14 protein-coding genes are annotated in these 13,141 nt (G+C 70.4%); 12 read left to right on the top strand and 2 right to left on the bottom strand.

Features of this window, described 5'->3' with window-relative positions:
- Positions 1–95: 95 nt before the first annotated feature.
- Both ABRP18_RS17460 and ABRP18_RS17455 read right to left on the bottom strand, forming a co-directional pair.
- Positions 96–1,013: a DUF808 domain-containing protein gene (locus tag ABRP18_RS17460; protein WP_113681313.1), complete on the bottom strand. Its 918-nt coding sequence runs from the start codon at positions 1,011–1,013 to the stop codon at positions 96–98.
- 36 nt (positions 1,014–1,049) lie between these two features.
- Positions 1,050–1,997, bottom strand: coding sequence for an AraC family transcriptional regulator (locus ABRP18_RS17455; RefSeq protein ID WP_349885124.1), 948 nt, complete (start codon positions 1,995–1,997; stop codon positions 1,050–1,052).
- 96 nt (positions 1,998–2,093) lie between these two features.
- On the opposite strand from ABRP18_RS17455, the gene ABRP18_RS17450 reads away from it, so the two are divergent.
- The 12 genes from ABRP18_RS17450 (at position 2,094) to ABRP18_RS17395 (ending at position 13,134) form a co-directional block, all read left to right on the top strand.
- On the top strand, positions 2,094–3,194 hold the full coding sequence (locus tag ABRP18_RS17450; RefSeq protein ID WP_349885123.1) for an iron ABC transporter permease: 1,101 nt from the start codon (positions 2,094–2,096) through the stop codon (positions 3,192–3,194).
- On the top strand, positions 3,191–4,276 hold the full coding sequence (locus tag ABRP18_RS17445) for an iron ABC transporter permease (protein WP_349885122.1): 1,086 nt from the start codon (positions 3,191–3,193) through the stop codon (positions 4,274–4,276). The genes ABRP18_RS17450 and ABRP18_RS17445 overlap by 4 nt, the downstream gene beginning before the upstream one ends.
- Positions 4,276–5,112 carry an ABC transporter ATP-binding protein gene (locus tag ABRP18_RS17440; protein ID WP_058631971.1) on the top strand — a complete coding sequence of 279 codons (837 nt, stop codon included), beginning with the start codon at positions 4,276–4,278 and terminating at the stop codon, positions 5,110–5,112. The genes ABRP18_RS17445 and ABRP18_RS17440 overlap by 1 nt, the downstream gene beginning before the upstream one ends.
- Positions 5,113–5,188: 76 nt before the next feature.
- Positions 5,189–6,208, top strand: coding sequence for an ABC transporter substrate-binding protein (locus tag ABRP18_RS17435; protein ID WP_349885121.1), 1,020 nt, complete (start codon positions 5,189–5,191; stop codon positions 6,206–6,208).
- A 1-nt stretch (position 6,209) separates the two neighbouring features.
- Positions 6,210–6,866: an isochorismatase family protein gene (locus tag ABRP18_RS17430; RefSeq protein ID WP_141385682.1), complete on the top strand. Its 657-nt coding sequence runs from the start codon at positions 6,210–6,212 to the stop codon at positions 6,864–6,866.
- On the top strand, positions 6,863–7,600 hold the full coding sequence (locus ABRP18_RS17425; protein ID WP_349885120.1) for an SDR family oxidoreductase: 738 nt from the start codon (positions 6,863–6,865) through the stop codon (positions 7,598–7,600). Before ABRP18_RS17430 ends, ABRP18_RS17425 begins: the two co-directional genes overlap by 4 nt.
- A 59-nt stretch (positions 7,601–7,659) precedes the next feature.
- On the top strand, positions 7,660–8,829 hold the full coding sequence (locus ABRP18_RS17420) for an isochorismate synthase MenF (protein ID WP_193761106.1): 1,170 nt from the start codon (positions 7,660–7,662) through the stop codon (positions 8,827–8,829).
- Positions 8,826–10,472: a (2,3-dihydroxybenzoyl)adenylate synthase gene (locus ABRP18_RS17415; RefSeq protein ID WP_179515700.1), complete on the top strand. Its 1,647-nt coding sequence runs from the start codon at positions 8,826–8,828 to the stop codon at positions 10,470–10,472. The genes ABRP18_RS17420 and ABRP18_RS17415 overlap by 4 nt, the downstream gene beginning before the upstream one ends.
- On the top strand, positions 10,469–11,833 hold the full coding sequence (locus ABRP18_RS17410) for a lysine N(6)-hydroxylase/L-ornithine N(5)-oxygenase family protein (RefSeq protein WP_058631977.1): 1,365 nt from the start codon (positions 10,469–10,471) through the stop codon (positions 11,831–11,833). Before ABRP18_RS17415 ends, ABRP18_RS17410 begins: the two co-directional genes overlap by 4 nt.
- On the top strand, positions 11,820–12,077 hold the full coding sequence (locus tag ABRP18_RS17405; RefSeq protein WP_113681471.1) for a phosphopantetheine-binding protein: 258 nt from the start codon (positions 11,820–11,822) through the stop codon (positions 12,075–12,077). Before ABRP18_RS17410 ends, ABRP18_RS17405 begins: the two co-directional genes overlap by 14 nt.
- Entirely contained in the window at positions 12,074–12,298 is a 225-nt protein-coding gene (locus ABRP18_RS17400; protein ID WP_058631979.1) for an MbtH family protein, read from the top strand. The genes ABRP18_RS17405 and ABRP18_RS17400 overlap by 4 nt, the downstream gene beginning before the upstream one ends.
- Positions 12,295–13,134 (top strand): siderophore-interacting protein, encoded by an 840-nt coding sequence (locus ABRP18_RS17395; RefSeq protein ID WP_141385686.1) that lies wholly within the window; start codon positions 12,295–12,297, stop codon positions 13,132–13,134. Before ABRP18_RS17400 ends, ABRP18_RS17395 begins: the two co-directional genes overlap by 4 nt.
- Positions 13,135–13,141 lie beyond the last annotated feature (7 nt).

Below are 13,141 nucleotides of genomic sequence, written 5' to 3'. Positions count from 1 at the left end.
CGGGCGTGCGGGTTCGACTAGGACGAGGGTGCGGCTCGAGAGCGGCACGTCGCATCCCCCGCACGGCGGATAGTCGCGAGACGGCCGACTCGGAATCAGACGTGCACGTCGGCGGGGGAGGTCTCGCCCTCGTGGAAGCTGGGGGTCTTGCCGAAGAGCCGTGCGATGCCGAGCACGATCACGACGATCAGCAGCCCCAGTGCGAGGCCCGCGATCGCCGACACGAGCGTCTCGACCAGCCAGACCACGAATCCGCCGGCCGGCTCCAGGGCGTGCTCGATCCCGTGCAGCAGGTCGGTGGTGAAGTGCAGCCCCACCTCGCCCAGGTTCACGAGCACCAGGTGGCCGCCGACCCAGAGCATCGCGACCGTGCCGAGGATGCTGATGAAGCGGAACACCGCCGGCATCGAGCGCACGATCCTGGTGCCGGTGTGGCGCACGCGCTGCACCGGATTCTTCGCCATCTTCAGGCCGATGTCGTCGATCTTCACGAGCAGCGCGACCGCACCGTAGACGACGCCCGTCATGAGGAGGGCGATCACGGCGAGGATGGCCAGCGTCGCCCAGATGTCGAGCCCCTTCTCGAGGCTCGCGAGCGAGATGAGCATGATCTCGGTGGAGAGGATCAGGTCGGTGCGCACGGCGCCCAGCACGAGCTTCCTCTCGTCGCGCGCGCCCTCGTCGGCGTGGCCGTGCTGCACGCCGAACCACTCCAGCACCTTCTCCGCGCCCTCGAAGCAGAGGTAGGCCCCACCGAGAATCAGCAGATAAGGCAGCACCCACGGCGCGAACGCGGTGAGCAGCAACGCCACCGGGATGATGATCAGGAACTTGTTCGCAAGCGAGCCCAGGGCGATCTTGCCGACGACGGGCAGCTCCCTCGCCGGAGTGAGTCCCTGCACGTACTGCGGGGTCACCGCGGCATCGTCGATCACGACGCCCGCCGCCTTCGCCGACGCCTTCATCGCGGCGCTCAGGATGTCGTCGACGACGGCCAGAAGTCCAACGGACATGCGTGGGTTCCCCTCGTGAAGTGCCGGATGATCACACTACCGACTTCGAGGTGCCCCGCCCGCGCCAGACGGCTTCATGTCGCGGGTCTGATGCCGTCTCATCGCGCTCGGCCGGCAGCCGTAGCCACGATGGAACGCGGCGAGCAGACCGTTGTGGGTGAGCCCGACGGCCCTGGCGGCATTCGCCACCGGGTACCCCCGACGTAGAAGCGCAGCGGCCGCCTCGAGGCGGACCGCTGTGCGCCACGTCGTGTAACTCGTGCCGAGCTCCGTCACGAAGGCGCGACGGATGCTCGTCGTGCTGGTGTGCAGGCGTCGCGCCCATCCATCCAGAGTGCGATCATCCGCAGGATCGGCGCGGAGTGCGGCACCGATCGCGGAGGTCAGGGGGCCGCGCAGCTCCGCGTGCGCGATGCGGGCGACCTCCGACCGCATGCGTGCCCGCTCCGCAGCGGCATCGCTTCTCCGCGGAGCGGGCGCACCAACCGGCGAAACGGCGACCGCGTCGACGTGAGCAGGATCCCCCACTCCGCGGACCGAACGACGTCGACTGCTCCTGCGCAGTGCGGCGCACAGCAGGGGAGAGGCGTCCGCTCCGGAGATCGCGGTCGCCAGCAGCCGGTTGCGCAGCTCCACGGATACGGCGACAGCGCACGGTGCCGAGACGACGCCGGTGGGAGCACCCGTGCGGTGCACGAACGGTGCGAACCCGGGATGGAACCGCGCGGAATGCGGCACGCCGGCCGGGATCCAGATCCCCTCGGTCTGGTCGACCGTGAACGGCTCGCCATCCACCTCGATCACGGCACTGCCGCTCAACGCGACGATGAACTGGTCATCGTCGTGGCGGTGCCTCCCATGACCCCAGGGGCCGAAGTCCTCGTCGTCCGGACCCTCCTCGTCACCTCTCTCGCTTCCGGTCCCTATGTCCTCCGGGGCATCGACACGGGCCTCTTCGGGGATGGGGGGACGTGAACGGAACATGGGACTCCTGGAACGCTGAGTGGGAAATAGTTAGGTTAGCCTAACCTCGGCCATCGCGGGAGATCGCGATCGGGATTGAGGGGAGCAGGGCACGAGGTGAGTACGACCCAGACGGCGGATGCCTCTGAGCGGAAGGTCGCTGAGGAGATCGCCACGGACCCTCGTGCCGTCCTCGGACCCGTCCGCTCGAGCATGCGCCGGAGGCTGATCGGTCTCACCGCACTCCTCCTCTTCCTCGCGGTCGCCGCGCTGCTCTCGCTCGCTATCGGGGCCCGGGACATCGCCCCCGATGTCGTGGTCCGAGCGCTGGCCGCTGCTTTCCGCGGTACCCCGGACGGCGACTTCGAGGCCACGGTCGTGATCACCGAGCGACTGCCGAGGACCATCCTCGGCCTCCTCGTCGGGGCCTGCCTCGGCGGCGCCGGCGTGCTCATGCAGGGGCTCACCCGCAACCCACTGGTCGACGGGGGCATCCTCGGCGTCGAGATGGGTGCGGCGTGCGCGGTCGTGGCGGGGATCGTGCTGATGGGCCTCACCGGCGTGGGTGCCACGTTCTGGTTCGCCCTCGCAGGCGCGGGGATCGCCGCTGCCCTGGTCTTCTCGATCTCGCGGCTCTCCCGCGCAGCGTCCACAGCGATGAGCCTGGTGGTGGCGGGAGCGGCGACCGCCGCGATGCTCGCCGCCGTGATCAACCTCCTGATCGTCCGGGACAACACGGCATTCTCGCGCTACCGGTTCTGGTCGGTGGGGCAGCTCGCTGGGCGCGGGGAGACCATTCCGGAGCTCTGGCACTTCGCCGTCGCCGGGATCGTCCTCGCCCTCCTCTGCGGCGCCACGCTGAACGCCCTCGCACTGGGCGAGTCGACGGCAGCTGCCCTCGGCGTCCGCGTGCGTCGAGCGCAGCTGGGGGTGGCGTTCGTGGCCGTCCTGCTCTGCGCCGCCGCCGTCGCCGCGGCGGGACCGATCGGCTTCATCGGTCTGATCGGAGCACACCTCGGGCGTCTCATCGTCGGCGCCGATCAACGGCTGCTCGTCCCGTTCGGCATGGTCTGCGGGGCCGCTGTGCTGCTGGCAGCCGACGTTGCGGGGCGCATCACTCCCGGCAACGGGGAGATCGCCGTCGGCATCATGACCGCCGTGGTCGGCACCCCGGTCTTCGTCGTTCTGGCGCGCACCAGGAAGCTGGTCGAGGCATGAGCGGGACCGGCACCGTGGCATCCACGGTCGGCATGCACGTCCGACGCCCGAAGGAGGCGGAAGGCGCCGTCGTCGGGCTTCTGAGGGATGTGCGACGGCGCACGTGGCTTCGGGTCTCCGCAGTCTTCGCGGCTCTCGTCGTCATCGTCTTCGCCGCCTTCTCGGTCGAGCTCCTGGTCGGCGGGAGTGCGGAGCTCTCGCCCGGTGCGGTGCTCGATGCGCTCTTCGGCGAGGGAACGGTCGTCGGTCGACTCGTGGTGTGGGAGTCCCGGCTGCCCCGCGCGCTCACCGCCGTGCTCGTCGGCGCGCTGTTCGGCATGGCGGGTGTCGTGTACCAGCGTCTCATCGGCAACGTGCTGGCCACGCCCGACATCATCGGCGTCTCCAGCGGGGCGAGTGCCGGGGCGGTCGCTGTGCTGGTGGGGCTCGGCGGGACCGGCATCGCCGTCCAGGGCGGGGCTGTCGTCGGGGCCGTCCTCGCCGTGCTGGTGATCTTCGGTCTGAGCTGGAAGCGCGAATCGTCCACCTACCGGCTGGTGCTCGTGGGTATCGGGGTGGGGGCGTGCTTCGCCGCCGTGACGAGCTACCTGCTGACGTTCGCCGACACGATGACGTCGACGCGCGCGATGCGCTGGATGATCGGGTCGCTGGCCGGCACCCAATGGTCCGATGTCGCGCTCCTGGCCGCAGCCCTCTCCGTCGGGATCGGCGCCGTCGCCCTCATCGACCCCTCGCTGGACGCGATCCGGCTCGGCGATCCGCTCGCCAGAGGTCTGGGTACGCGAGTCGGACTCATTCGTGTCGCCGCGCTGCTTCTCGGAGCTCTGCTGGCCGCGATCGCCACGAGCGTCGTCGGTCCGATCGCGTTCCTCGCGCTGGTGTCCGGACCCATCGCCTCCCGGCTGGTCCGTCAGGGCGGGCCGTTCCCCGCCGCGCTGGTCGGCGCCGCCCTGCTCCTGCTCTCCGACATGGTCGCGCAGTCCGCGCCGTTCGTGAGTCCGGTGCCGACCGGAGTCGTGACCGGACTCATCGGCGCCCCCGTGCTCATCTTCCTGCTCCTGACCCGGAAGGCGGATGCCTGATGACCGTGCTCGATGAGGCTTCGTCCGTTCCCCCCGACGTGGGCAGCGCGGAGCAGCCGATACTGGCCGCGCACGGCGTGCACGCCGGCTATGCCGCGAAGACGATAGTGAGCGACCTCGATCTACTCATCGCCCGAGGAGGGATCACCGCGCTCATCGGGCCCAACGCCTCCGGCAAGTCGACGCTGCTCGGAGCCCTCTCGCGTCTCGTGCCCCTGCAGGCCGGATCGGTGCTCCTCGACGGCGCGGACATCCATGCGCTGCCCACGCGGGAGGTCGCCCGTCGGCTGGGGATCCTCCCGCAGAGCCCGGTGGCACCCGAGGGCATCACGGTCGCCGAGCTCGTGCGGCGTGGTCGTCACCCGCATCGCCGGTTCGGGAGCGCGCGGGCCTCCGACGATCTGATCGTCGCCAGGGCGCTCCTGCGCACCGGCGTGGCCGACCTCGTTGATCGTCCGGTGGACACGCTCTCGGGCGGGCAGCGTCAACGTGCCTGGATCGCGATGGCGCTCGCGCAGGAGACGCCGCTCCTCCTGCTCGATGAGCCGACGAGCGCGCTCGACATCGCCCACCAGGTCGAGGTGCTCGATCTGCTGGTCGATCTCGTGGCCGAGGGGACGACCGTGGTCGTGGTGCTGCACGATCTCGCGCACGCCGCCCGCTACGCCTCGACCGTCGTGGCCCTGCGCGACGGCACCATCGTCGCCTCCGGCCCGCCCACCGAGGTCATCACCGCCGAGCTCGTCGAGCAGGTGTTCGGGGTGCAGGCCCGCGTCATCGCCGACCCCGACACCGGAGCGCCGCTCGTGCTGCCGCGCGGACGCCATGGGATGTGACGCGAGTCGCCCTCGCACTCTGAAGTCGCCCTCGCACTCTGAAGCCCTCCTCTCACCCCGAAGAAAGAAGAGACACATGACCCGCTCCGTGCTCCGCCGCCTGACCGCGGCAGCCGCCGCACTCGTCGTCAGCACCGCGCTGCTCGCCGGATGCGGCGCCTCCGCAGCCACTCCGGCATCGTCTGCCGGCGGGGGCGAGGGCTATCCCATGACGCTCACGAGTCCGTACGGGGAGACGACGCTCCAGAGCAAGCCCGAACGCGTCGCCGTGGTCTCCTCGGTGGACCTCGACATCGCGTTGGCTCTCGGCATCGTCCCGGTGATCAGCCCGCAGTACGGCGACGCCGAACTCGATCCCTGGGAGATCGACGCCCTGAAGGGACTGGGTGAGAAGAAGCTCACGACCTACGACTCCACCGACGGCGTGGACTACGAGGCGATCGCGGTGGCCGAGCCCGGCGTGATCCTCGCCACCAGCGGCTGGACCCTCGACGCCGACTACGAGCAGCTGTCGAAGATCGCCCCGATCGTCTCCTACACGGGAGCTGACGGGCTGAGCACGATGACCTGGGAGCAGCGCACAGAGTCGGCTGCCACCGCCCTCGGCCGCAGCGATCAGGCGAAGGAGGTCATCGACAGCATCGCCGCCGACTTCGACGCCGCCGCTGCCGCGCATCCCGAGTTCGCCGGAACGACCTTCACCTATGCGGTCATCCACCCCGAGCAGATCACCTACATCTCGTACGAGGGCAGCGACGTCACGTTCTTCACGAAGCTCGGACTCGCACTTCCGGAGCGCGCCACCGACTTCAGCGCCACCTCGGCCGCGGTGAGCCGCGAGAACCTCGATCTGCTCGACGCGGACATCCTGCTGATGGGCTATCCGTTCGGCGACGAAGGCCTGCTGACGCAATCCGACCTGGAGCAGGACGCGCTGTTCCGCCAGATCCCCGCGGTCGAGGGCGGTCACTACGCCGTGATCGACGACGCCTTCGCCTCGCCCCTGGCCTACCCGACACCGCTCACCGAGTCCTGGCTGCTGGAACGGCTCGTCCCGGTGCTCGCCGACGCCGTGGCCGGAAACGGAGGGAAGTGACATGGGGCTTCCCCGCATCGCGACCTACGACGTGCCGGGCGCACACGAGCATCCGACGGGACGCGTCGACTGGACCGTCGACCCGAACCGCAGCGCGATCCTCGTGCACGACATGCAGCAGTACTTCGTCGACGCCTTCGCGGAGGCGGACGGTCCGGTCGGGCTGGCCATTGGCCACATCTCCCGCCTGCTCGATGCGGCGCGCGCGGCAGGCGTCCCGGTGATCTACACCGCGCAGCCGGCCGCGCAGGCTCCCGACGACCGCGGCCTGCTGTCCGAGTTCTGGGGCCCCGGCCTGCAGGACCAGGAGAGCGCCGCGATCGTGGCAGAGCTGCGCCCCGCTCCCGGAGACACGATCCTCACGAAGTGGCGCTACAACGCCTTCATCCGCACGCCGCTGCGGGAGACGCTCGCGGCCCAGCATCGGGACCAGCTCGTCATCGTCGGGGTCTACGCGCACATCGGGTGCCTGCTGACGGCGGCCGATGCGTTCATGAACGACATCCGGCCGTTCCTCGTCGCCGATGCCGTCGCGGACTTCTCCCGCGAAGATCACCTCTTCGCGCTGGACTACGCCGCCAAGCGATGCGCTCGTGTGCTCGACACCGACACGGTGCTCGCCGCCTTCTCCTCCGACGCGCCAGGAGCGTCCCGATGAGCACGGTGGCCCTCGTCACCGGCGCAGCGGGAGGCATCGGCGCCGCGGTGGTCGAGCGACTGCGGCGCGACGGCCGCACCGTCATCGGCCTCGACCGCGATCCGGGGACGGACGTCGTCGTCGATGTCACCGATCGTGCTGCGGTCGAGGGCGTGGTCGCCGAGATCGAGAAGACGGGAGCGAGCATCGATGTGCTCGTCAACGCGGCGGGGATCCTACGTACCGGCTCCGCGTTCGAAGCGGATCCCGATGACCTCGCCGAGATGCTCGCGGTGAACGTGCTCGGCGTGGCGACGGTGTCGAGGGCGGTGGGCACGCGGATGGCGAGGCGGCGGCACGGGTCGATCGTGACGGTCTCGTCGAACGCCGCCGCGACCGCCAGGGCGGACATGGTCGGCTACGGCGCCTCCAAGGCGGCGGTCGCCCAGTACACGATCGGACTGGGTCTCGAGCTCGCTGCCGACGGAGTGCGATGCAACGTGGTCGCTCCCGGCAGTACGCGCACGGCCATGCTCGTCGCCGCCGGGGTCCGCTCCGACGGCGACGACCGCGCGGCGCAGGCGGTGGCGGCAGCGATCGCCGGCGACGCCGGTCGCTTCCGCAACGGCATCCCGCTGGGGCGCGTCGCCGAACCAGAGGACATCGCCGCCGCCGTCGCCTTCCTGATCTCGGACGACGCCCGGCACATCACCATGCAGACGCTGACCGTCGACGGCGGGGCGACGGCGTGCTGAGCGGGAACCCGGAGATCCCGGCTTCCCGGACCCACCCGCAGGCAGTGTGAGGAGAGAACATGTACGGATCGGATGACGTCATCTTTCATGGGCGTCGACGGTGGCACGGCACCGGGCGACGCGCGGTGCTCCCGCGGGAGCTGTCCGCGGGACCGGGTCTGGCCGATGCCGTGCTCTCGATGCTGCGGCGGACGGAGGCGGAGGACGGCGTCCCCCGGATCGCCCTGGGGGCCATCCCGTTCGACCCGTCCCTTCCCGCGCACATCATCGTGCCGGAGCATGTGGTCGAGGTCTCGGCCCAGGACGAAGAGGCGGCCGACGGCGTGGCAGGACCGATCGTCGGCGCATCGTCCGAACCGGCGCAACGTGCCGCGGCCGTCATCCCGCCGGACGACCCGGGCTATCGCATCGCGGTCGGTGCTGCGCTGCGTGCGATCCAGGCCGGCATCGTCACCAAGGTGGTCCTGGCGCGCACGATGGACCTGGAGGCCGGCGATCCGATCGACACCGCCGCGCTGTTCCGGGCCTTCGCGGGGCAGAACCCCTCCGCTTACGCGTATCACGTGCCGGATGACGCGGGCGGAGTGCTCGTCGGAGCCTCCCCGGAACTGGTCGCCGCGGTCGAGGGCGCGCGCCTTCGTTCCCTCCCGCTCGCCGGGACGGCCGCTCGCCACGACGACCCCCGCGCCGACGATGTCGCACGGGTGGCCTTGGGGTCGTCCGCCAAGGATCGCCACGAACACGCGGTGCTGGTCTCCGAGCTCGCCGCGCGGCTGCGCCCGTTCACCGAGACCCTCTCCGTCCCCCGCGAACCCGAGATCGTCGAGACGCCGCGCCTCTGGCATCTCGGTACGCCGATCGAAGGACGCCTGCGTCCGGGGACCACCGTGCTCGACGTCGCGGGGGCCGTGCATCCGACTCCGGCCGTGTGCGGCATGCCGACCATGGCCGCGCACGACCTCATCCGCATCCTCGAGCCGCAGGACCGCGGGCTCTACGCCGGGCTGGTGGGCTGGATGGACTCCTCGGGCGACGGCGAATGGGCACTCGCACTGCGGGGGATCCACGTCTCGGGTTCGACCGCGCGTCTGCATGCCGGCGCAGGGATCGTGTCGGGCTCCGACCCGGTCGCCGAGCACGCCGAGACCGCGGCCAAGCTCGGCTCCGCTCTGCGTGCGCTCGCCGCCGTCACCCCGGTGCGTCGCCGCACGCTGGTGGGTGCCGCATGAGCGCCGTGGAGCCGCTGAGCGTGGAACCGCTGACAGTGGAGGGCGTCGTGCCCTATCCCGAGGAGTTCGCGGAGCGCTACCGGCGGGCGGGACATTGGATCGGTGCGACCTTCGACGCGCTGCTGCGCGAGGCGGTCGCGGCGGCACCGAACAGCGTCGCGATCGTGGACAGCGACCGGTCATGGACCTACCGCGACCTCGACGGACGCGTCGGCCGGTTGGCGACGGCGCTCATCGCCGACCAGGGGATCCGTCGCGGTGACCGGGTCGTCGTGCAGCTTCCGAACATCGCCGAGTTCGTCGTCGTGGTGTTCGCCCTGTTCCGAGCGGGGGCGGTCCCGCTGTTCGCGCTGCCGGCGCATCGACGTTCCGAGCTGCTGCACTTCTGCCGGACATCCGAGGCCGTCCTGATCGTCACGGCGGAGTACATCGGCGGGTTCGACCACGCCGCACTCGCCACCGAGGTCGCCGACCTCGTGCCGAGCGTCCGCGGAGTGCTCTTCGCGAGCGCCGTCGAAGCCGTGTCCGACGGGAGGACGCAGGCGCAGACCGTCCCCGTTCGGCCGGAGGACATCGCCTTCCTGCAGCTGTCCGGGGGGACGACCGGCACGCCCAAGCTCATCGCCCGCACCCACGACGACTACCTCTACTCGGTGCGCGAGAGCGCGCGCATCTGCGGGCTGCACGCGCACAGCCGCATGCTCGTGGCGATGCCCGTGGCGCACAATTTCACGATGTCCTCTCCGGGCATCCTCGGCATCATCGCGGCGCACGGCACCATCGTCCTTACCACCGACCCGGACCCCGACACGGTGCTGGCTCTCATCGAGCGGCACGGCGTGACGATCGTCCCCGCCGTGCCTCCGCTCGTCCTCTCCTGGCTCAACGCCCCGCAGCGGCAGTCGCACGATCTGCGCAGTCTGGAGGTCGTGCAGGTGGGCGGGGCCAAGCTCAGCCGCAGCGTCGCCGAGCGGATCGAGCCGGCATTCGGATGTCGTCTGCAGCAGGTGTTCGGCATGGCGGAGGGGCTCGTGAACTACACCCGGCTCGATGACGACCTCGAGACCGTGATCTCGACCCAGGGCCTGCGCATCAGCGAGGACGACGAGGTGCGCGTCGTGGACGAAGCCGACCGTCCGGTGCCGCCCGGCTCGCCCGGGGCCCTGCTGACGCGCGGCCCGTACACGATCCGCGGCTACTTCCGCGCGCCGGAGCACGATGCACGATCGTTCACCGACGACGGCTTCTACCGCACCGGCGACATCGTGATCGAGCGGGAAGACGGCTATCTCACGGTCGTCGGCAGATCGAAGGACCAGATCAACCGCGGCGGCGAGAAGATCGTGCCGGAGGAGATCGAGAACGCGCTCCTCACGCATCCGGACGTGCACGACGCGGCGGTCGTCGGGGTGCCGGACGACGCGATGGGGGAGCGGGTGCACGCCTCCGTCGTGCTGCGCCCCGGCCCCGAGGGGGTTCTCCCGCCGGTGCGACCCGTCGACCTGCGTCGTCATCTCGCCGCCGTGGGACTGGCGGTATACAAGGTGCCCGACGTCTTCGCCCTCGTGCCTGAGCTCCCCGCGACCGGCGTCGGCAAGGTCGACCGTCGAGGGGTCGCCGCACACGAGGGGAGCCGTTCGTGAACGCGGCAGCTCTGGATGAGGGGAAGGACGTCCCCGAGACCGTCGATGTCGTCGGCGTCGGATTCGGGCCGGCGAATCTGGCCATCGCGATCGCTCTGCGCGAGCACGCGGAGGAGGGCAGACCGCTCGAAGCGGTGTTCTTCGAAGCGCAGGAGGAGCCCACGTGGCACCCGGGAATGCTGCTCGAGGACGCGAGCATGCAGATCTCGTTCCTCAAGGATCTGGTCACCTTCCGCAACCCGGTCTCCCCCTACTCGTTCGTTGCGTTCCTCCATCAACGTCAGCGTCTCGTCGACTTCACGAACCGCGGGTGCGCCGAGCCCCTGCGGATCGAGTTCGCCGCCTACCTGCGGTGGGTGGCCGAGGCGTTCGTCGACGTGGTCCGCTACGGATCCCGCGTCGAACGGGTCACCCCCGTCCGCATCGAGGGTGAGGTCGAGGCCTTCGACGTGCTGGTGGCGTCTGCAGACGGCGTGCGCACGGTGCGCGCCCGCAGCGTCATCGTCGCGGCGGGACTGCGGCCGCGATTCCCGGCCGGCATCGCCCCCGGCACGCGCGTGTGGCATTCGGCCGACCATGTGCACCGCGTGGGGCAGCTGCGCGCTCCGCGTCGTCTCGCGGTCGTCGGCACCGGGCAGAGCGCGATGGAAGTCGCCCTCGACCTGTCCGATCGGTTCCCCGAGGCCACGGTCCATGTGATCTCCTCCCAGTTCGGCGTCGCGCCGAGCGACCAGGGGCCCCTGGTGAACAGGATCTTCGACCCGGCGTCGGTAGACCTGCTCTTCGATGCCACCGATGCGGTGCGCGCCAGACTCGACGTGCTCCACCGGAACGCCAACAACGGCGTCGCCAGCTCCTCGGTGATCCGCGCCTTCTTCGACCGGATGTACCGCGATGCCTGGCTCGACCGCGAGCGCCTGGTGCTGCACCGCGTCAGTCGCGTCGTCGCCCTGGAGGAGGCCCCGTCCGTTGTGGAGCTGCGGGTCCAGTCGGACCTCGACGGTGATGTGACCTCCCTCCATGTCGACGCCGTCGTGTTCGGCACCGGCTACCGGCCCTTCGACACCGCGGAGCTGCTGCAGGACGACGTCGACCTCCTCCGCCGCGACGACGCCGGTCGGCCGGTGCTCCGCCGCGATCACTCGGCCACGCTCACCGAGCCGGGCTCGGCGCGACTGGTGCTCGTGGGACAGAGCGAGCACCAGCACGGTCTGACGTCGACGCTCCTGTCGACGACGGCCGTGCGCGCGGGGGAGATCGCCGACGCCCTGGTGGCCGAAGCCGCAGAGAACCAGCACTCGCACGACAGGTCGGCCGGAGCGCACACCGCCGACAGGAAAGGAACCCATGTCACCGTCTGAAGCCCTCGAGCGCGCCCGTGCGCTCGCCGCCGCCGTCGTGCCGGACGATCTCGCCGATGTCCAGGGGGACGAGGACCTCCGGGACTACGGGCTCGACTCGGTCCGCGTGATCGGACTCCTCACCGCCGTGCGCGATGCGGGCGGCGCGATCGAGTACGCCGATCTCGTCGGCGGACCCACCCTCGACATCCTCGCCGGGGCACTCGCCGCGGCGCACCCCGCACCCCAGGAAGGCGAATCATGAGCACCAACCCCTTCGACGACGAGGACGGCGTCTTCCTCGCACTCGTGAATGACGAGGAGCAGTACTCCCTGTGGCCCGAGTTCGCCGAGGTCCCCTCCGGCTGGCGGATCGTGTTCGGTCCGGCGAACCGGGCGGCGACGCTCGAGTTCATCGAGAAGACCTGGACCGACCTGCGCCCGCGTTCCCTGCGCGAGGCGATGGCCGCGGAGGAGGCGCGATGACCGCGGTCGCCCCTGCTCCGGTCGAGTACGTCGACTTCCCCGTGCGCATCCGAGAGGTCGAGGTCGTGCGCACCACCCGGCTCTCCGACACCATGATCAGACTCACCTTCGGCGGCTCGGGTGCAGAAGGGTTCGAGAGCGCGATCTTCGACGAGCACGTGAAGCTCATCTTTCCCGAGCCCGACACAGGCGAGTTGCGGCTGCCCCGCCCCGACGGCGACGAACTCATCTGGCCTCGTCCGATCCCGACCAGCCGCGAGTACACGATCCGCGCGCACCGACCCGATCTGCGGGAGATCGACATCGACTTCGTCGTGCACGCGAGCGGGCTCGCGTCGGACTGGGCGCGTGATGCGCGGCCGGGAGACAGGGTGCACGTCGCCGGCCCTCCCGGGGGATATCGCGTCAGCGACGACTACGACTTCTACGTGCTCGTCGCCGACGAGACCGCGCTTCCGGCGGTCGCCCGCTGGCTGGAGGAGAGTCCGCGCTCGCGAACGGGGGCTGTCGTGATCGAGGTCGAAGGGCCGGGATCGGAGCAGCCGCTGGAGACGCCGGAGGGCGTGTCGGTGACCTGGCTGCACGGCGGTGGGGCGGCGACCGACAACCTCATCCGCGGCGCTCTCGCCGTCGACATCCCCGATGGTGCGCGGGTTTTCGTCTGGCTCGCGGGAGAGGCCGGCGCCATCAAGCCCCTCCGACGCTGGGTGCGAGACGACCTGGGTCTGACCAAGCACCACTCGTCGATCACCGGGTACTGGAAGCGCGGCATCGCCGACACGCACGAGCACCTCGACGATGACGATGACGACGAGGACGAGGACGACGAGGACTGACCTCGCC

It is taken from the genome of Microbacterium sp. WHRI 7836, assembly GCF_040223885.2.
In the GTDB taxonomy this organism is placed as follows: Bacteria; Actinomycetota; Actinomycetes; order Actinomycetales; family Microbacteriaceae; genus Microbacterium; species Microbacterium oxydans.
This window is presented reverse-complemented; position numbering and strand designations above follow the sequence as displayed.

Coding starts and splice junctions, on each gene's coding strand:
- ABRP18_RS17460 (WP_113681313.1), bottom strand. CDS start 1,013: ATGTCCGTTGGACTTCTGGCCGTCGTCGACGACATCCTGAGCGCCGCG.
- ABRP18_RS17455 (WP_349885124.1), bottom strand. CDS start 1,997: ATGTTCCGTTCACGTCCCCCCATCCCCGAAGAGGCCCGTGTCGATGCC.
- ABRP18_RS17445 (WP_349885122.1), top strand. CDS start 3,191: ATGAGCGGGACCGGCACCGTGGCATCCACGGTCGGCATGCACGTCCGA.
- ABRP18_RS17440 (WP_058631971.1), top strand. CDS start 4,276: ATGACCGTGCTCGATGAGGCTTCGTCCGTTCCCCCCGACGTGGGCAGC.
- ABRP18_RS17435 (WP_349885121.1), top strand. CDS start 5,189: ATGACCCGCTCCGTGCTCCGCCGCCTGACCGCGGCAGCCGCCGCACTC.
- ABRP18_RS17430 (WP_141385682.1), top strand. CDS start 6,210: ATGGGGCTTCCCCGCATCGCGACCTACGACGTGCCGGGCGCACACGAG.
- ABRP18_RS17425 (WP_349885120.1), top strand. CDS start 6,863: ATGAGCACGGTGGCCCTCGTCACCGGCGCAGCGGGAGGCATCGGCGCC.
- ABRP18_RS17420 (WP_193761106.1), top strand. CDS start 7,660: ATGTACGGATCGGATGACGTCATCTTTCATGGGCGTCGACGGTGGCAC.
- ABRP18_RS17415 (WP_179515700.1), top strand. CDS start 8,826: ATGAGCGCCGTGGAGCCGCTGAGCGTGGAACCGCTGACAGTGGAGGGC.
- ABRP18_RS17405 (WP_113681471.1), top strand. CDS start 11,820: ATGTCACCGTCTGAAGCCCTCGAGCGCGCCCGTGCGCTCGCCGCCGCC.
- ABRP18_RS17400 (WP_058631979.1), top strand. CDS start 12,074: ATGAGCACCAACCCCTTCGACGACGAGGACGGCGTCTTCCTCGCACTC.
- ABRP18_RS17395 (WP_141385686.1), top strand. CDS start 12,295: ATGACCGCGGTCGCCCCTGCTCCGGTCGAGTACGTCGACTTCCCCGTG.